Origin of the sequence: Synechococcus sp. PCC 7336 (genome assembly GCF_000332275.1) — a bacterium.
In the GTDB taxonomy this organism is placed as follows: Bacteria; Cyanobacteriota; Cyanobacteriia; order Thermostichales; family PCC-7336; genus PCC-7336.
In genome coordinates this window covers 228,157-246,460 of the sequence record NZ_CM001776.1, presented here as the reverse complement: position 1 = coordinate 246,460, position 18,304 = coordinate 228,157, and the positions used below count along the sequence as shown (strand labels likewise).

The window sequence follows — 18,304 nt, the reverse complement described above, 5'->3', positions numbered from 1 at the left end:
AGGGGCCGGGGGTGAGGGCACGCAGAGCCATCGAACTCAGGTTGTGCAGGTTACACAGCAGCCTCAATCATCCTCTATGGGCTGAACGCCGCGAACGATGCGAGACAGTTCGTTCTTTTCGTTGAACTCGATGCGGGTGGGCGAACCACTGATGATCCCTTCGAAGCCACGGAAGGAGTCTTTAATTTCTGCACCGCGATCGCTGATGATATATTCGCGAATGCCCTTGTCGTGCCAGGAGCCGCGCATCTTAAAGACGTTGACGGCCCGCGACATTTCGCCACGAATTTCGACATATTGCAACAGGATAATGGTGTCGGTAATGGTGGAGATATGGGATTCCGTGATGGAATGGGAGCCCATGAATTGATCGGTGGTATTGGTAAAGAAGCCCGTGATCTCTTCTTGTTTGGCAAACCCCGTCACGCCAATGACAAACTGACGAAAGGCATTGGAGCTGACACCGCGAGCTAGGGCAGAGAGAGAGTCGATCGCCAATCGTTTGGGTTTGAAGTGGGCGATCTGCGACTTAATGATCTGCAGGTGATCTTCGAGTCCGGCGGATTCGGGATAGGCGCAAATAATCTTGAGCAAGCCACTCTTCTCCATCGCTTCGAGATCGATGCCCCAAGAGGAGGCGTTGCGCGATAGCTGCGCGCGCGATTCTTCATAAGCAAACAGAATCGCTTTTTCCTTCTGCTTGCAGCCCTCTTCCAAAAATTTCGAGACCAGCGAAGTTTTGCCCGTGCCTGTGGCTCCCGTTGCCAAGATGATGGAATCGCGGAAAAACCCACCCCCACACATTTCATCCAACTTGGGAACCCCCGAAGAGACACGCACGTTGGAAGAGCGCTGTGTTAGTTGCATTGCCCCCAGTGGGAAGATATTGATGCCCTCGTGGGTCATGGTGAAGGGATATTCTCCCTTCATGTGAGTCGTGCCGCGCAGCTTCAAAATCTCGATAGTGCGGCGACGCTTTTCTCCTTCCAGCACGTTGCGCACAATCACAACATTATCGGAGACGAATTCTTCCACCCCAAAGCGGGCGATCGCCCCATACTCTTCGATCCGTTCGGTACTCATGACAGTGGTGACATCGCACTTCTTGAGGCGGGCTGTCAGTCGAAATAATTCCCGACGCACCACATCGGAAGCATCGTATTGATGGAAAACCGCCGTCACCGTATCGACTGCCACCCGTTTGGCCTTATATTTTGCGATCGCGTACTGAATCCGCTCGATTAAGGCCGATAGGTCGAATGCTCCCGAGACCTCGTAGCCTTCGGGGTCGGGAGAGGCGTCGAGAATGAAGAGCTTGTCGCGATCGATCAACTCTTGCAGGTCCCAGCCAAAACTGTAAGCATTTTTGATAATGTCTGCGGGAGATTCTTCAAAGGTGACAATAATTCCCGGTTCGTTAAACTGCGTGATGCCGTTATAGATAAACTGCACGCAGAACAACGTTTTGCCCGTGCCGGAGGTGCCGCTGACGAGGGTAGTGCGTCCGATGGGCAAGCCACCGTGACTGATATCGTCAAAGCCCTCAATGGCCGAGCGAATTTTAGGGATACCTTTTTTATAAACCTCGCTGGGATACAGATTTTGAGGATAGACCTGAGTTCGAGGTTCTGCCAGAGAGCTCGCAGCATCGTTCTGGGGTGAAGACGGTGGGTTGGGACTGTTCATCTTAAACGTCCTCCTCGATATAGCTGATGTCCTCAAGCTCTTCGTAGAGGAGGTCGAGGCCGATCAGCACCTTTTCGCGATCGGATAGATCCCCAATGATTTTACGGACTGGCGGTGGCAAAATCTTAGCTAATGTGGGTGTGGCCAAAATCTTGTCCTCTTCGGCCAAACGCGGATTTTTAACCACGTCGATCACCTTGAGACTGTAGACCCCCTGGAATTCAGTTTCCAGAATGTCCTGTAGAGTACGGATGGCACGAACCGAATTGGTCGTTCGGCCAGCAACGTAGAGTTTGAGCACGTAAGCTTTGCGAGGAGTATTCACGGCCTATCCCCCTGCTGCCGAGCGGTTTGAGGCGATCGGGGAATCGATCGCCGGTACATTTCGCTCAAATGAGCGATCGCATCAATTAGGGTAATGCGATAGTCCAAGACAATCTCCTCACTACGTCCCTCTAGCTTGAGCTGCTTGGCAAAATTATCCATGAGCTGCATGTGCAATTCCAGCACTTGCGACACACTCAAGTCCGCCAAAAAAGCGAGGGCGGCAAATTCATCAATCAGCGGATTGACGCGATCGGGGGCTTGAAAGTACTCCAAGACAATGCCGCGATACAACGTTTCCAGGCGTGCCATCAATTCCTGTTGCTCCTCCGCAGGCAGGTGGCGGTAGAACCGGTCGGTATCGCGCTTGTAATAGACACCTGCATACCCTAGCCGCTCCTGCAGCTTTTCTGCCAGTCGGCGTTGTTGCTGCCGTATCTGATTGGGGGCGGGGGTTGGATGGGGATCTAGCCGCACGCCATTGGGGGATTGCTGCAAAAACAGGGCGATCGCCCGTTCGATCTCCTCCACCCAATTGACTTGGGCTAATTGCTCGGCTGACGACACTAACATCATGGAAACAGCTTTGTGATAGACGGCACCAGCCTTGCGATCGGTTAAATTGCAGGCCGTTGGGGAGGTGGCTGCAGCAATGACAATTGTCGGCAAAAACAGTCCTCGTTCCACCAGCAAATCGCCGACAGCAGCAATGGTGCCGAGCTCTTCGGAGACGAGGACGAGACAGTCAACGAGCTCGCTGCCCCCCTGCAGGTGGCACGAGAGCGACTTGGCTTCGCCAAATTCCTTCAAATCAAAAGGCTCGGACTGCAACTGAGCCTTCCAGCCACCCTTGTCAGCCGATGGGAAGAATGCTCGATCGGATTGGTAGAGACAGACGCGTAGAGGGGGTGGGGACACTGAGTAGCCACCAAAAGAGCATTGTTAACTTATCTTATCGATAGTATACATTTGGTAGCATACAAGCTCGAATGCAGTCTGCATAACCCTTACCGAGCATTAGGCAGTCGGTCGAGAGTCATAGAGCTCGCAAGAGAGCGAAGCTGCAACCGTCCAATCTCCCTAAAACGTTCCATCCAGCTCTTGCAACTGGCTATCCGCGCGCGCCTGGTTGAGGGCATCTCGCACCGCTTCAGTCCCCAAGAGCACCCGAACGTCCCGGATGAGGGCTTCGCCCCAAAGGTTATCCCGCAGGGTTTGCAGGTTGCCGTAGGTAAAGTCCAGTTGCATGGCCCGCGCCCCCAGTTCGATCGCCCGCTCGGTTTCCCCTTGAATGTAGAGGGCAGTGGCTAAGGCAAGTAAAGGTTCGGCAGCAGTGTCGTCAATGGCGATACTCGCTTCAAACTTGTCGATCGCCAGGTCTAGATTCCCCCGCTGGTATTCCAACAGGCCGATGTTGTTGATGGAGGGCCAAAATTCAGCATCGATTTCCAGCGATCGCTCGTAAGCCTCGAGTGCCCGATCGTAATTTTCGAGCAGGAGGTGGGTGTTGCCCAAATCGAATAGACCGCTGAGGCTGTCGGGTTCGATGGCCAAACCGCGATTGAGGGCATCTAAGGCAGCAAAGTAACTCCCTTGGCGCACGTAGGCCGATCCGAGAGAGAGTAGCAGGTCGGGGCTCTGCGGGGCGAGGGGACGGGCACGGTTGAAGGTGGCAATAGCACGGTTATACTCTCCTTCCTGCAGATAAAGCCGCCCCAGCACAGTCAGAATATCGGGGTTGTTGGGGCTGAGTTGAGCCGCCAATTCAATCCGGCCGATCGCCGCCTCTGTTTGGCCGAATTGAGCCAGACGCAAAGCATCGCCAGCCAGTTGCAGTCCTTGATGCTCTAAGAGTTGAGGATTGGGAACCGTCGTTCGCTGTAGAACCTGGGCAGAAACGGCAGGGATGTTGAGGACTGTGCCCAAGACCAATAAGCTGGCGGCGATCGCGGGCTTCATCGGGTTCCAATTCATCTCGATTCCTCAAACTGCAGGGGGAAACTCTCGTCTCTTGCCGATTCTAAACGCAAACCCAGCGTGGGTCTCTATATACTGTTCCCGATGGTAGCTCGTTCGCAACAGCAGGAGGAGGGTTCCCTATCTTGGCTTAGAAGGCATGTTTGGTGAGATTAACTCTAGTCTTGTCTCCCTCGGAGCTGAGGCGACCGGTCCAGCCCGCGATGTCAACTGCAGAGCCTAAGGCAAAAACAACAATTCCCATCATGGCGGGATGGCCCCACCTTTATTACGATATCGCAAGCTGCCCGCCGTGCAGGCAGTAGATTGCTCTACAGACGAATTTTCCCTTTGGTGAAGAGTTCGTAGCCGCCAGTGAAAGCCAGGAAAGAGACAAAAAATTGCCACAGACTGGTGGGTCGCAGAATCACAGCACCGCTGGCAAAAATGAGGGCGATCGCCCCGCCAATGGCCACCCATCCCAACGCCTTAGACCCCTACCACTACAGGGGCAGTCCTAGAAGTTTTGCCACGATGCACCGATCTCCGCGAATTTAGCAAAATCGAAAAAGGATTATTCAGAGGGAATAACAGGCTGTCTAGGTATGATTTCAACATCAAAAATAGATTCGATGGTATCTTCTAATCCCCTCCCATAACTCCAGGAAAAGAATGCGATGAAGCCAACGAAAATCACGAACAATACTGAACCAAATAAGCTTTGTGCTGCACCCATCCAAAAACCTGTCTTTATCTTTGATAATTCAGCATGGATTCGCTCTGAGTATTGTACTTCTCGTTCCTCTAGATCTTCAGCCAGAGCCTCGTCCAAAAAGTTTTGAGACAGCCGAATAGCTTGAGATTTGTAGAGATCGAGCTGAGTATCACTACTGCATAGCTCGCGAAAATCGCGCATATCTTGAGGCTGTAGAGGGCGACCTTTCTTTTCTTCAAAGCTTCTGAGATACTCAACTTCTTGCCTCTTGTATATCGAGTAAGCAAAGATGCCAAGTATGTCATTCTTATTTTCAACCAGCTTTTCGTAAACGCAGTCATGCTCTATTTCTGGCATGGCTTTTCTAGCTTCCGAGAGGCTTTCATGTATGCTTCCTTGATTTCAGCACCAGATCTAGCTCTCCCACCACTCGCAAAAATAGATAAGCGGGGGGATATATATTCGGCCTTGCCGCTAGCGCTTATGTTTCTGCTGATACTTAAGACCTTGTTGTACGTGAAATACCTACCAGGCTCTCGCTCCCTTCGGGAGGACTTCGCATCAGTCCCTAGTTTTTTTCGCCTACCCCAGTTTTTGACTAGTGATAAGTAGTTCTTCATCTTTGTCAATACTAGTATCTTGATTTTATATTTTACCCTAACTGTCACTTTTATATCCCTCTTTGAGTCCCAATATGACAAAAGAGGGAGAGACTCCATTCAGATCGCCCTATCTGATTTGCTAACTAGGGAAGACGGCTTCGATCGCCTGTTCGGCAGTAATGGAAGAGAGCTTGCCATTGTTCGATCGCACCGCGCGGAACGGCCCTTCAGCGGGCAATTCTCTGGCCGGATCGCTAGAACCGAATAAACCGACAACCGGCGTTTGGGTAGCCACAGCTAGCTGCAGGGGGGCACTGTCAGGCGCTAGTAGCAAAGAGGCTCCAGCAATCGCCGCCGCAAATTCCCCCACCCCTGCAGGACGCATCACCGGTAAATCCGGCGCATCCGCCTTAAATTGCTCGACAACGTCCTCCTCTTCTGGGCCGACAATGACAACAACCGGCAACTCGGGTCGCTTCTCAAAGAAAATTTTGGCAATCTTTACCCAACTCGATACCGGATACTCGCTGCCCGGATAGAGCAGGAGGTAATCTCGATCTGTTTTACCCAACAGGCGATCGCGTTCCCGTTCGGCCCAGCTGAGGTCTACTTTCTTCAAGCGGATTTGGGGGAGGGGAGAGGTGGCAGAAAGGCCCAATGCTTGCAGGAGATCGCAGTAGGCACTGGCCGCGTATTGACCGGAGGGAGGGGCGATCGCGTCCGTCAGCAAGAAATTGGCTTTGCCCCGGTAACCCACCCGTTTGGGAATGCCGGACAGCCAGACAAAAAATCGCAACCAGGCATCGTCACCGAGCACAATCGCCACATCGTAATAGGTATCCCGCATGCGACCCAGCAAATCTCCCAGGTCAGCGAGGCTGAGGGATTCTTTAAAGCCAAACGGCATCACCGCATCGACCGAGGCACAGACCTCGTAGGCTGCCATTGCCTGGGGCTCGACAATCGCGTGAATCTTGGCGCTGGGGTACCGCTCCCGCAAAGCCTGCAGCGCGGGAAAGAACAGAATCTGCTCGCTAACATCGCCGGGAACCAATGCAAGGATACGCATTCTTTGCCTGCCAACTAGCCAACCGCTCCCCATTCTGCCACTCTACGAGCACCAATGCTGCATTTGCCTGCACCTGCGATCGCAAAAGCCTGACAGACTAGGTAGATTTGCCCGAGCGAGATTCAGCATAGGTAGATACATAAAGTTGCTCTATAAACGAACCCGGTTTTGAAGGGGATGTGGCTATGCTGGGGGTGAAGCGCGCTAACTTTGCTGCGGGAGCCGATATAACGGCCAGCAAAGGGGTTAGTAGGATCGATGAACGCAGAGGGATGGCAGGTCCGATGGCCGATATTGGTATTCTCACCGCTCAGTCTCAAAACCGCCGCCGGGGACAAATCCACGTTTACGATGGCGAGGGCAAGGGAAAATCCCAGGCAGCCCTCGGGGTGGTCTTGCGCTCGATTGGCTTAGGGATTGAAGATCGGGTGCCCAGCCGAGTGTTGTTGATGCGGTTTTTGAAAGGGCCGGGTCGTCAGTATGCAGAAGATTCGGCGATCGAGGCATTGCAGCGGGGCTTTCCCCACCTAATCGACCAGTTGCGCACCGGGCGCGGCGAATTTTTTGGCCCGGACGAGATTACCAAGTTCGATCGCCAAGAGGCCCGTCGCGGCTGGGATGTGGCCAAAGGGGCACTCGCTTCGGGCTTCTATTCAGTGGTGGTGTTAGACGAACTCAATCCCATTCTCGATTTGGGCTTGTTGCCAGTCGATGAAGTGGTCGCCACCCTCAAGCGCAAGCCGCACGCGATGGAGGTGATTGTCACCGGACGGGGGGCACCCCAAGCCATTATCGAGCTGGCCGACCTACATTCCGAAATGCGTCGGGTGCGGGCAGTAGAGACGCCCTCCGCAACCAATGGCAATGGTGCGGCGCATCCCTTTAGCGGCATCGAGATTTACACAGGGGCCGGCAAGGGAAAATCCACCAGCGCTTTGGGACGAGCGCTGCAGGCGATCGGTCGGGGCATTAGCAAAGACCTTTCCCACCGCGTCTTGATTATGCAGTGGCTCAAGGGGGGGGCAGGCTATACCGAAGATGCTGCCATTCGAGCTTTGCGGGAGATTTATCCCCACTTAGTAGATCACCAGCGCTGCGGTCGAGATGCGATTGTGTGGCGGGGCAAGCAGCAGGAAATTGACTACGTCGAGGCCGAACGCGGCTGGGAGTTGGCCAAGGCGGCGATCGCCTCTGGCTTGTATAAAACCATTATTTTGGACGAACTGAATCCGACGGTGGATCTGGAATTACTGGAGCCCGACCCGATTGTGCAGGCACTACTGCGCAAGCCTCGGGATACGGAGGTGATTATTACGGGGCGCTGCCACGATTCTTTGCCCTATTTCGATTTGGCGACGGTTCACTCCGAGATGGTCTGCCACAAGCATTATGCAGAGCAAGGGGCCGATCTGAAGCGAGGGGTAGATTACTAGTTCGATCGCATTGCCACTCACGGTTTGCCCGCAGATGCCCAAACTCCCGCCCAAAGACTACATCCAAGCTACTGAATTTCCCAGCGCGATCTCGCTGCACCCCATCGGTGTCGTGCGATCGCCCTACACCGAACGCCACGGCACCCCCCGTCAATCTCGTCTAAAAGCACAGCCCGAAGATTACACCCCCGCGATCGCCCAAATCGAACTGTTTCCCAACCTCGTTCCGGCGATCGCCCTCAAAGATCTCGACGGCTTCGACTACCTCTGGGTGATTTCCTGGCTGCATCTCAACCGCCACTGGAACCCCACCGTCATCCCCCCGCGCGGCCCCAAAATCCGCCGGGGCACCCTCGCCACTCGCGCCCCCCATCGCCCCAATCCCATCGGATTGAGTGCTGTCAAACTCTTGCAGGTGGAAGCTTCTGCACTGCAGGTGGAAGGCATCGACCTGCTGGACAACACCCCCGTCCTCGATATCAAACCCTACGTCAGTTATTGCGATGCCTTGCCAGAGGCCAACTGCGGCTATGTGAGCGAGTTGGAGCGAGAGGGCGAGCGAGAAGTCGATATTTTTGGCAATGACGGCCATCCCGAGCGACGGTAGCGAAGCCGTCGTGACTGCAAGCATCACTTGCGTTTATCTCAAACCCTTGCAACTCAGCGATCGCCTTTCATATCCAACTGCATAGCCCGCTCCAGTGCCGCCTTTTCCGCTGCCCGCCTCGCGTAGGGTTCTAAATCTTCGGCATCGCGACCGGCCAAGAGCGCCAAATCGTTTACCCCGACACCGCGCATCAACATATCTACACACCAAGTCTGTCGCGCCTGTTCGAGTGTAGGAGCCATTCCCTGAGGGGTCAGCAGCCCTTCTACGATCGCCCTCCACCGGGCCTGAATATCGACGGCTGAAGCGGGATTCCCCTCCTCAGTAAAAAACATCGCCTGCCACTCATCTTTGCGACCGCTCAGCCATTGGGTCAGAGGATTGCGCGTATTCGACCCATATCGCTGACCCATCACCCATTGGTTCATCGGCACCTGCCGCACGGCCCCTTGAGCGATTTGCAATAGGTGTTGAGGAGGATTGTTAATGTAGTGCCAGCGTTCGAGGGCGGAGATTTCGGCTGCGCTCGCACCCGTCGCAAAGGCGACATAAGCTAGCGCATAGTCCTGTGAACCGCGTTTTTTCGCCCGCTGCAAAATATCTTTGACGAGATTGGCTGGCAGATCGGCGATGACGCCTCGTTCAGTCGATTTAAGCTGCTCCAGGACCTCCGAACTGGGGTCGGAAGGCAATGAATCTAATGTCAGCAAGTGGATGACGTCGGCGAGGAAGGCTTCGCGATCGCCCCACAAACTATGGGAGCCACTCGTAAACCCCAAGACGGCATACCCCAATAACACGCAGTTGAGCAGACTCGCCAATGTCTGCACGGGGATGTCTTTTAGAATGGGCTGTGCCTGCTGAACTGCAGCCAGATATTGGCTGGTATAGCGATCGATCTGGGCGATACTGCGCACCAATGCTTGCCGATTTTCTTCTGGATAGTGGCTGGACTCGCCGATCAGCGATCGGATAAATTCTGGGACTTGTTCGAGCAGATCTAAGTGGGTTCGGGCATAGTCTTGCAGCGCTCGTACGGCGTCTCGGGGTTGGATCGCTTGGGGACCGAGCAGTTCTCGCAACTGCTCGAAAACAGTGGGATCGTCTAGTAACGCCAAAAGCAAGCCATCTTTGCTGCCAAACTGTCGGAACAGGGTGACTTCATTCACCTCGGCCAGCTCGGCAATTTGTTTGGCAGTCGTCTCCGTAATCCCTTGCTGGGCATACAGTTTGCGCGCTGCTCGAATTAGGCGATCGCGTGAGGAGGTTCGACTCATTCAACTAAATGCAAGTCTAACTTGCATCACTTCGAAAAACCTGTTACGGTTCTAGTGTAAGCAATACTTGCATACATGCAACTCAACGCCTCTAGCAGCACCTCCATTCCAGGGCTGCGTCAGGGATGCTGCAGTTGTGCTTTGTTGGAGAGTTTCATGACACAATCATCCCCCGCAACTGCCCCTGAGGGCAGTCAGCCGTTACCGCTCAATTGGACAATGGTAGCCTTTATGGCTGCGATTCACAGTTTGGCGCTGCTATCATTCTTTTGCTTTTCCTGGCCGGCTCTGGCCCTAACTGTTTTTCTTCATTGGCTGTTGGGCAGCATCGGCATTTGTTTGGGATATCACCGGCTGTTGACCCATCGCAGCTTTCAGGTACCCAAATGGTTGGAATACATTATTGCGACCATTGGGGCACTCGCCCTACAGGGCGGCCCTATTTTTTGGGTGGCAGGCCATCGCCAACACCACGCCTTTACTGAAGATATCGACAAAGACCCCTATTCGGCCAAGCGCGGGTTTTGGTGGAGCCACATGCTGTGGATGCTGTATCCCCATCAGGAGAGTTTTTCGAACCAGTTCTATATGAAGTTTGCGTCTGACTTATGCCGCGATCGCTATTACCGCTGGCTCAATCGAAATTTCCTCCTCTTGCAACTGCCACTTGCAGGACTGCTCTACCTGGCGGGGGGATGGTCGTTTGTGGTCTACGGCATTTTCCTGCGCACAGTGGTTTTGTGGCATTCCACTTGGTTTATTAATTCTGCCACCCACATGTGGGGCAATCGCTCCTTTGACACCCGCGATAATTCCCGCAATCTGTGGTGGGCAGCGCTGCTGACCTATGGTGAAGGCTGGCACAACAATCACCACGCCCATCCCAGGGTTGCACCTGCAGGTTGGAAGTGGTGGCAAATCGATTCCACTTGGTGGGCGATTCGGCTGTTGCAGGGGTTGGGGTTGGCAACCAAAGTGGTGATGCCCCCTCGGCTGGAGACGGATGGGGCTCTCCACGGTTAATCTCAACCATAAGCCCTATCCCAAAAGCGCATGTAGCTTCGTCTACATGCGCTTTTGGCGATAAGAACCAGCAACATGTCATTACTAAAAGTAAGCGTAATAAATCGATTTGACAATGCCTCGAGACAGTACAGAGAGCGTCAAAAATAAACTTCACGAACTACCTGACAAAGTGATTATTCAATTGGGGTTTCGAGGTGGAAAATCAAGTGGGTACGAAATCGGAGATGGATTTAGAGATAAATCAACTCGACTTAGAGCAATCTCGAAATGAACACTTCTTTGCACTACCCAATGGAATAAGTAAATGGATCGCCATAAATATACTAAAAGGGAAAGAGGAAAAAAATATATTCATTGTTTATGTGATGATTGATATTCTTCTAACAACTGTTCCTCTAGCTATAGCCTTGTATGCTTTAGACGGAAGAGTGCCTGACTTTTTTACATCTTTTTTAGGATTATTCTATGTACTTTTCAATTTGTTCATTCATGCTCGCTCGTTTATATTAGCATTTCATTATTCCACGCATACACCAATATTTAATCGGAAATGGAATTTTTTAAAGCATATAAATACAAGTATTTTGTGTAACTTATTTGGGATGCCGTTATGGACTTACTACGCTCACCACATAGCAATGCATCATTGCGAAAATAATGTAATACCCCATGATGTCAGCTCGACGATGCCATATCAAAGAGACTCCAAGCTCGAGCATCTGAAATATATGCTTCGATACGTGTTTTTAATATGGTTTGAGCTTCCCTATCATCTTATACAGCAAAAACGCTATAAGGTTGCTACTCGTTGTCTAGTGGGTACACTAATCTTTTTTATCAGTATCTACTACCTCTTTCAATTACGACCAATCGCAACACTTTTTGTGTTTATTTTACCAACCACAATCTTATCATTTGCACTCATGGAGGGAAACTGGAAACAACATATTTTTGTCGATCCAGACGATCCTGAAAATATCTACAAATCAACCTACACTTGCATCAATACTTCAACAAATTCTCTCAACTTCAATGATGGATATCATATTGAGCATCACGAGAATCCCGGTATACCATGGCATTGTCTCCCAAAGTATTTTCAGAGTCGAATTGCCAACTATGCCGAACAGGATGGTTTTATATTTACAAATATCGGCTCGGGTCAAGTTGGAAGGTTAGTCTTAAATGGACAGCTCGAACAATTGGCCGATCGTTATCTAAATGTGGGGCAAAAAATCAGGACAAAGGAAGAGTTAGTGGAAGAATTTAAAAGGCGTTTGCAGCCGATCGATCCCTCGCGAGAGACAGAAGCAGATTTCGTGTAATCGAGAGAGTAAAAAAAAAAAAATAATATTTTGTTCTGAGGCAAACTGGCCAGTCGTCAGTAGCATTTCGAACAGGTACTAGATCTCACACCCCCCTATTTGTTAAGGTTTTGAGGATTTTTCCAGTTCGTTGAATCTCAAACATAATGGTTTCAGGGCTTAAGCCTCAAGATCGCCCATCTGCTCGTTAAACAGAAGATCTGATACCTGTGTCTGATGCGGTAGCTGATGAACTCTCTTTACCCTTCCAGAGCATTTCACTAGAGATGATTTATCGAGGTCTGTACCCTTTCTCTGTGGCTCGCCAGAAAGGGCTGGCCCAAGATCCCATCAAATATTTTGCTGCTCCTGAAAATCAAGATTTAGGGATTGTCAAACGACAACGAAAACCCCAGAAAAAGCTGATTATTGCTCCTTTCCCGGACCAGATGCGGAGTAGCCCGTTATTCTTCTTTAACGACTCCTTGGCAGCTTGCCCGACATCTTAAGTTGTCGCAGGTGGAGAGGGGCCGGGGGTGAGGGCCATACAGAGCCATCGAACTCAGGTTGGAACAGCTAGGGATCTAGGCTGAGACGCACTTTAGCTCAGCTGCCTGGCGGCGGCAGGGCCGGTCGGAGCTTGTAGGTGGAACTGGCATAGTAGCGCTGTAATTGCTCGAAACTACTGTCGATCGCACTAGCGGCGTCGATCGCATTTAGCACCACACCGAGAACGGTTTGGTTCGATTGGCTTAGGGCGGTTTTAGCGGCGATCGCGCTGCTGCTGTCGAGGCTGCCCGGTCGCGCCACCATTAAAATGCCATCGCTGAGATGGCCGACAATCAAGGCATCGGCGGCAACAGCTAGGGGGGGAGTATCGATCGCGATGAAGTCATACTGTTCGGCAGCCTGCTGTAACAGGGCCGACCAGCTGCGAGACTGTAGCAAGCTGGTGGGGTTGGCAGCCAGTTGCCCCGCAGGCAGGATGTCTAAGTAGGGTTGCACCGTCTGCAACGCATCGGCTAGATGACATTTCCCCGAGATCGCCTCTACGAGACCGGGACCGGCGGACAGTTCCCAGAGGGCCGCTTGGGAGGGATTGCGCAAGTCAGCATCGACGAGCAGAACTCTGCGGCCCAGCTCTGCTACAGCCATAGCGAGATTGGCTGCAATGGTGGATTTTCCCTCGCCAGGGACGGAGCTGGCAAGGGTGACAGTGGTGGGGCGATCGATCGCGGTTTGCAACTCTAGATTGGTCTGCAGTTTGCGGTACATCTCGCTTAAGGGAGCGTTGGGGGCATCCCGCAGGGGTAAGGTAAGGGCAGTGCGATCGGGCAGCGACTTGCGGGCCCGAGAAAAGGCGGGAATAGTGCCGAGACTGAGATAACCGCTAAAAATCTCCCGCACCCCTTTTGAGGTTTTGATCGAGCGATCGGCCACCTCCCGTACGAACGCGGTCGCGACTGCCGCCAAGCCTCCAAACACGATCCCCGTCAGCCCCAATAGAATCGAAGTTTTGTCAGTGCTGGGCTTGAGGGGAACGCGGGCTGATTCCAAAATGCTGGCGTTGACGATGCCTTGGTTTTCGGCCACGACTAATTGTTCGCGGCGAGCCAGCAGGTTTTCGTAAGTGGTTTGGATAGCCTCCAATTCCCGCTCGAATTGCTGTTGCTCCTGTTCTAGGCCGGGTAGGCTGTTAGCCCGTTGCAAAATCTTGGCGCGGTTGGATCGAATCGCATTGAGGTTGCTACTGAGGCCCAAGCGCTCGGCTTCTAGGCCCGCCAGCTCTTCAATCAGCGCCCGTTCCAGATCGCCCGCCTGCAAGTCCTCAATTCCTATCTGCACCGATACGCCGGTCAATTCCCGTACCCGCGACTGCAGCAATTGCCTCAGGGCTGTGGCACGCCCCTGCAGGGAGACAACCGTAGGGCTGTCCGGTTGAAATCGGGTCAAATTGACGGAAAGGCTCGTTTCTACCGACTGCAGTTCCTCCAACACCGTTTGAATTCCCGGCGCTTGACTGACGCTACTGACGGCGATCGCCTTCTCGACGCTCATGTCCAATTGCGCCTCCAGTTCCGCAATCCGGGAGAAGACGCTCGCCAGTCGTCCCTCCCCTTCGGCCAAGATGCGATCGAGCTCTGCCACAACCTCCACAGCAGACTTGGCTTCTTCTTCGAGATCCACCACGCCTCGGGCTTCGCGGAATTGACGCAGGCGTTCTTCGGCTTCCCTTAGAGCGGCTTCGGTGGCTGGGATTTGGGTGGCGAGAAATTCTCTGGCGGTAATGGCTTCATTGCGACCGCGCTCGACGGTGTTGTTGATGTAGAGGGCCATCAGGCGATTGACGATCGCTGCTGCGGCCTCGGGATCGCGGCCTGTATAGGTCAACTCCAAGATGTCGGCGCTCCCCGCCTGCTTCACCTCCAGCCGCTCTTGCAGAAATTTTGCCGAGCGCAACTCCCCCTCCTCAGTGCGCAGGTCCAGAGCGGCGATGGATTGGGCGAGCAGCGGCCCGGATTGCAGTATGGTAGTTTCGGTCACCAGCGGATTGTTCTGTACGGCTAGAGAAGTGAGTTCGCTGCTTTCGATGCGAATGCCAGTGAGCAGAGGGGTTGGATCGATGCGGAATAAAAGTTTCCCGGTCGCCGAGTAGGTGGCCGGACGAAGCGCTATTGCGACTGCCACCAATCCCACCACAATTCCAAACGCTGACAGCGCGGGTAGCCAGTTGCGCCGACAAGCCAGCCAGAGCAATTCGGGATCGACGGGCAGATCGGGTTCGAGCGTTTGGGGGGAAAAGGCTGGGGGCTGGGGGTCCATGATGGCGCGATCGAATAGTGGCCTGTGGAAGCAGGGAACAGAGAGACGGGAAGGATGGCGAGGCTATCCTAGTTCGCGTTGCCGTGGCGTTGAGTCTTCGAGCGGGTATTTTACGAACGGAGACCTGTTTGCGCGATCGCTCCTAGCAAAACTGGGCGCTGTCGCTCCTAGCAAAGCTGGGCTGCGAATCTACCCATAAATCTGTCATGAGTTTGCCCCCCTTTCCGTCTGCCGCCCGCAAAGCAACCCGATCCCTGCGATTGTTGATGTGGGACTATCCTCGCTATTTGTCGCCGTTGCGCCTGCCACTACCCGAGCATCGATTTGCGATCTTTGGGCGGGGGCGCTCCGGCAGTACCCTCCTCGTCAACCTGATGGGTTCGGTGGAGGGCATTCACTGCGACAACGAAATTTTGCACCGTGCCGTGCCCTTGCCCCACCTACACGTCGATGTCTGTGCCTCCCGCTGCAGCCAACCGGTGTACGGGTTTAAGCTCCTCAGCTATCAGCTCAAGCGAGTCCAGCCGCTATCGAACCGAGAGCAATTCTTGCGGGAGTTGTCCGATCGCGGCTATCGGCTGATTTATCTCACCCGCCGCAATTTGCTCTACCACGCCCTCTCCAATCTGCACAGTCGCCAGCGGCGGCAGTTTCACCATTCAGCGGAACGAGGCCGGTTCGAATATCGGCGCTGGCACGTCGATGTGGAGGCAGTGTTGGACTGGATTGCCGGTAGCGAGCGGCTGGCGGCATACGAGCAACGGTTGCTGCAGGATATTCCCCATCTGGCTCTGACCTACGAGGCAGATTTGCAAAACGCCGCTTGCCACCAGCACACCGTCGATCGCATTTGCGATTTTCTCGACCTGCCTTCTACACCAGCCAGCGCCACTCTCGTCAAGCTGATGCCCACTCGCCTCGAAGACATGCTGGAGAATCACGAGGAATTGAAGGCGGCATTGCGATCGAGCCCTTACGAACGCTATGTGAGTGCAGTGGGTTGACTCTTAACCTCAGGGTTCGGCAGGGGCAAAGGCGATCCTGTCTGAGGCTCTCTCCCAGGCGCAGAGCGCCACTGCGATCGGGTGCAAACAGTCAAGCTGCTCGCCACATACAGCGTCCACATCAGATTGTGCTGAAGTAGCGGGCTCTCGCTGAGATTGGCTGCCACCATATAGGCCAGCAAACCGAGGGGGTAAAGTCCGACGGCATCGCGACTGCGCAAGGCCCACAGGAGCGATCGCCCTGCCGTCACCGCAAAGGTAAGGAAAAAGCTCAGCAATCCGATCGAGCCCAACTCCAAGGCCAGATCCAAAAATCCGTTATGGCCGTTGCGCGGATCGAAGCCCGCCTCGAACCAAAGGGCCAACATCGGCTGACTGTCCGCCCGCCAGAAGGCACTGTAGCCATAACCCAGCAGCGGTCTGTGGAACAGTTGAGTCATGGCCGCCGTCCATAACTTTGTGCGACCGCTGAGGGTGGCATCGCGTCCGGCCAGCTCCAAGATCGTCTCGAAGTTGTAGAGCAGCAGTGCTACCAGGCAGAAGCTGATGGCGATCGCCGTCAGCCAGACTGGCACGGATAGGACAAATTTCCAGCGCAAAGTGCTCGCTAGAGCCAGTAACGTCGACAGCGAGACGTACATGGCGATCGCCGTTTTCGATTGCGAGCCCACCGCCAAAATGCCAGTCAAACCCCAAACCAGCCAAAACATCCAAGCCCGCCTCCCCCCTTGCCGAGCCTGCAAGAACAGCACCACGGTACACAATCCCAATACCCGTCCCAGGACGTTTTTATGGACGAACAAACCGCGCCACGCCCCCAAATGCCGCAGGGCTTGATCGGTGAGTTCTCCTCCTCGACCCGTTACGCCATAGCTGGGCAAGGCCACCCCATAGAGCAAACTGCCTACCACCACAATGCAGGCCGTCCGAGCCAGCAGGCGCAGTTGCTCGGCTAGCGTATAGCGAGCAGCGAAATAGAGACCAAATAGCGTCACCCGCAGCAATGTGATGGACTGGTCGATCGTAAAATCGGGGTCGCGAGACCACAGAACTGAGAGGCAGCAGAATCCAACGAACAGCCAGAGGAGTAGGCCGCGTTTGGCCATCTGAATGACTCGTCGGTAGCGCAGCGCCACTAAGGCCATTGTCGCGACCAGCGTGACAACATTCAGCAGGGTGGTGAGCGGATCGCCGCTCGTGACTGGCACGCCGAGGGTTTGGCGCACTGTGAGGGTGAAGGCTCCGGCAAAAAAGAGCAAGCAAAAGATGCAGTAGAGCTCTTCAAACCAAGCTAGATATCGAGCAAAGCCGGACGGGGCAGACTGGAACGAGCGCGCCTGAGTCATGGGTGAAACCTGAGTTCGATGGCTCTGCATTGCCCTCACCCCCGGCCCCTCTCCCTAGGGAGAGGGGAGAAACAGCCGCAAATCTTGGCTGGTCTTTCGCTGACTCGAAAGTTACGGTTGACGTCATGCTTTGCGAGGGGGGGATGGGGGATAGGCACTTGTCGAACTGATGTGGTTGAAGGAGAAAGGAGCCTGCGGGATCTGGTCTAATGCCTCAGCTTACCCGACTGGCAAATGGCGATCGCCAGTTGCCTTCTTGTTTGTTCCCGTTTGTCTACTGCCATTCGCACGTAAGCGAACCGGTTCACTTGGGAACACTCGATCCGACTCAGGGAGTGCTCAGCCCGCGCGATTGCTCCTCTCAACTCTGCAGGTGCGCCCAATATGTTTTTGGTCCTCAAGCTACCCAGAACCGGCTCGACAATGTTGGGTAAAGTTCTGGATAGCCACAGCGATATAACCTGTGTCAACGAAGTCCTCAACTCCGTCAAAGACGCCGATCTCCAGACTAAAATGGCATCTTTGACAGACCATTTCGCCACCCGCTTGCCCAATCCTGCAGGCCCTAACCAAGCAATTGTTGGGGCTACGATCAATCCCTTTAAGTACAAACTCAGCCCCCGACACTTGCAGCGGGCGATCGCGGCAATCCCCGGCGATCGCCAAGCCCCCGAAGAACTCAAAATTGTCATGCTGTTGCGCAAAAACAAGCTCAAGCAGGCCGCTTCTGCCTACATGGCGATCGAGCGGGGCAAGTGGGAAAGCAATCTCAAAAACCTGGACGGGGACAGCAACTCGAAAAAGTGGTTCGATTTGGGTAAGTTGCAGTGGATGGCGTTTAAGTACTGGCTGCAATCCTATCGACTCATTCGCTTTACCCAAGCCATGTCCGGCAACTATCTGCAGGTGTTTTACGAAGACCTGTTAGAGCAACCGGAAGCGACGTTCGGACAAATCTTCGATTATCTGGGCGCCACTCCCGTCAGCAAAGGGTTTGATTTTTCGGCGGGCTATCGCAAGATCGCCTCTGACGATATCAGGGACGCGATCGCCAATTACGATAGCATGCGCCGATACCCCTTCTTGAGAGCGTATATGGAATAGTGCCGCTGCTCCAGCCCGCTCGGTCAGT

Annotated in this window: 16 protein-coding genes and 1 pseudogene; 7 read left to right on the top strand and 10 right to left on the bottom strand. The window is 53.9% G+C overall.

Annotation, left to right across the window (positions count from 1 at the left end; genetic code table 11):
- Window positions 1–63: 63 nt before the first annotated feature.
- From kaiC to SYN7336_RS01210, 7 genes are all read right to left on the bottom strand, one after another.
- Window positions 64–1,686 carry a circadian clock protein KaiC gene (gene kaiC / locus SYN7336_RS01250; RefSeq protein WP_017324097.1) on the bottom strand — a complete coding sequence of 541 codons (1,623 nt, stop codon included), beginning with the start codon at window positions 1,684–1,686 and terminating at the stop codon, window positions 64–66.
- Window position 1,687: 1 nt separating this feature from the next.
- On the bottom strand, window positions 1,688–2,011 hold the full coding sequence (gene kaiB / locus SYN7336_RS01245) for a circadian clock protein KaiB (RefSeq protein WP_017324096.1): 324 nt from the start codon (window positions 2,009–2,011) through the stop codon (window positions 1,688–1,690).
- The gene (locus SYN7336_RS32105; protein WP_071590719.1) at window positions 2,008–2,928 is read right to left on the bottom strand and encodes a circadian clock protein KaiA; all 921 of its coding nucleotides are present in this window, start codon (window positions 2,926–2,928) and stop codon (window positions 2,008–2,010) included. The genes kaiB and SYN7336_RS32105 overlap by 4 nt, the downstream gene beginning before the upstream one ends.
- Window positions 2,929–3,090: 162 nt before the next feature.
- A complete protein-coding gene (locus SYN7336_RS01235; protein WP_156819969.1) occupies window positions 3,091–3,984 on the bottom strand; it encodes a tetratricopeptide repeat protein in 894 nt (297 codons plus the stop codon).
- A gap of 314 nt (window positions 3,985–4,298) precedes the next feature.
- Entirely contained in the window at window positions 4,299–4,451 is a 153-nt protein-coding gene (locus tag SYN7336_RS30330) for a hypothetical protein (protein ID WP_156819968.1), read from the bottom strand.
- 89 nt (window positions 4,452–4,540) lie between these two features.
- Window positions 4,541–5,038, bottom strand: coding sequence for a hypothetical protein (locus SYN7336_RS01220; protein WP_017324091.1), 498 nt, complete (start codon window positions 5,036–5,038; stop codon window positions 4,541–4,543).
- A gap of 384 nt (window positions 5,039–5,422) precedes the next feature.
- Window positions 5,423–6,352, bottom strand: coding sequence for a glycosyltransferase family 9 protein (locus SYN7336_RS01210; protein WP_017324089.1), 930 nt, complete (start codon window positions 6,350–6,352; stop codon window positions 5,423–5,425).
- Window positions 6,353–6,636: 284 nt separating this feature from the next.
- Here SYN7336_RS01210 and SYN7336_RS01205 point away from each other — a divergent pair, with 284 nt between their 5' ends.
- Both SYN7336_RS01205 and tsaA read left to right on the top strand, forming a co-directional pair.
- Window positions 6,637–7,785 (top strand): cob(I)yrinic acid a,c-diamide adenosyltransferase, encoded by a 1,149-nt coding sequence (locus tag SYN7336_RS01205; protein ID WP_026100591.1) that lies wholly within the window; start codon window positions 6,637–6,639, stop codon window positions 7,783–7,785.
- Between the two features lie 34 nt (window positions 7,786–7,819).
- Complete coding sequence (gene tsaA / locus SYN7336_RS01200) at window positions 7,820–8,392, top strand: tRNA (N6-threonylcarbamoyladenosine(37)-N6)-methyltransferase TrmO (protein WP_017324087.1); 573 nt, start codon at window positions 7,820–7,822, stop codon at window positions 8,390–8,392.
- A 53-nt stretch (window positions 8,393–8,445) separates the two neighbouring features.
- Here the strand turns inward: tsaA and SYN7336_RS01195 are convergent, their stop codons facing one another.
- On the bottom strand, window positions 8,446–9,669 hold the full coding sequence (locus tag SYN7336_RS01195; protein WP_017324086.1) for a TetR/AcrR family transcriptional regulator: 1,224 nt from the start codon (window positions 9,667–9,669) through the stop codon (window positions 8,446–8,448).
- A gap of 156 nt (window positions 9,670–9,825) precedes the next feature.
- Between SYN7336_RS01195 and SYN7336_RS01190 the strand changes: the two genes are divergently transcribed.
- From SYN7336_RS01190 to SYN7336_RS01180, 3 genes and pseudogenes are all read left to right on the top strand, one after another.
- Window positions 9,826–10,692 carry a fatty acid desaturase gene (locus tag SYN7336_RS01190; protein ID WP_026100590.1) on the top strand — a complete coding sequence of 289 codons (867 nt, stop codon included), beginning with the start codon at window positions 9,826–9,828 and terminating at the stop codon, window positions 10,690–10,692.
- Between the two features lie 197 nt (window positions 10,693–10,889).
- Complete coding sequence (locus tag SYN7336_RS01185; RefSeq protein ID WP_017324084.1) at window positions 10,890–12,020, top strand: fatty acid desaturase; 1,131 nt, start codon at window positions 10,890–10,892, stop codon at window positions 12,018–12,020.
- Window positions 12,021–12,220: 200 nt separating this feature from the next.
- A pseudogene (locus SYN7336_RS01180) lies at window positions 12,221–12,508 on the top strand (hypothetical protein); the annotation flags it as partial.
- A 97-nt stretch (window positions 12,509–12,605) separates the two neighbouring features.
- Here SYN7336_RS01180 and SYN7336_RS23890 read toward each other — a convergent pair.
- On the bottom strand, window positions 12,606–14,822 hold the full coding sequence (locus SYN7336_RS23890; RefSeq protein ID WP_017324082.1) for a polysaccharide biosynthesis tyrosine autokinase: 2,217 nt from the start codon (window positions 14,820–14,822) through the stop codon (window positions 12,606–12,608).
- 206 nt (window positions 14,823–15,028) lie between these two features.
- Between SYN7336_RS23890 and SYN7336_RS01170 the strand changes: the two genes are divergently transcribed.
- Entirely contained in the window at window positions 15,029–15,826 is a 798-nt protein-coding gene (locus SYN7336_RS01170; RefSeq protein WP_017324081.1) for a hypothetical protein, read from the top strand.
- Here SYN7336_RS01170 and SYN7336_RS01165 read toward each other — a convergent pair.
- The gene (locus tag SYN7336_RS01165) at window positions 15,805–17,172 is read right to left on the bottom strand and encodes an O-antigen ligase (protein ID WP_017324080.1); all 1,368 of its coding nucleotides are present in this window, start codon (window positions 17,170–17,172) and stop codon (window positions 15,805–15,807) included. The two genes, SYN7336_RS01170 and SYN7336_RS01165, sit on opposite strands and share 22 nt — an antisense overlap.
- 384 nt (window positions 17,173–17,556) lie before the next feature.
- Here SYN7336_RS01165 and SYN7336_RS01160 point away from each other — a divergent pair, with 384 nt between their 5' ends.
- Window positions 17,557–18,276, top strand: a complete 720-nt coding sequence (locus SYN7336_RS01160; protein ID WP_017324079.1) for a sulfotransferase — start codon at window positions 17,557–17,559, stop codon at window positions 18,274–18,276.
- Window positions 18,277–18,304: the final 28 nt, after the last annotated feature.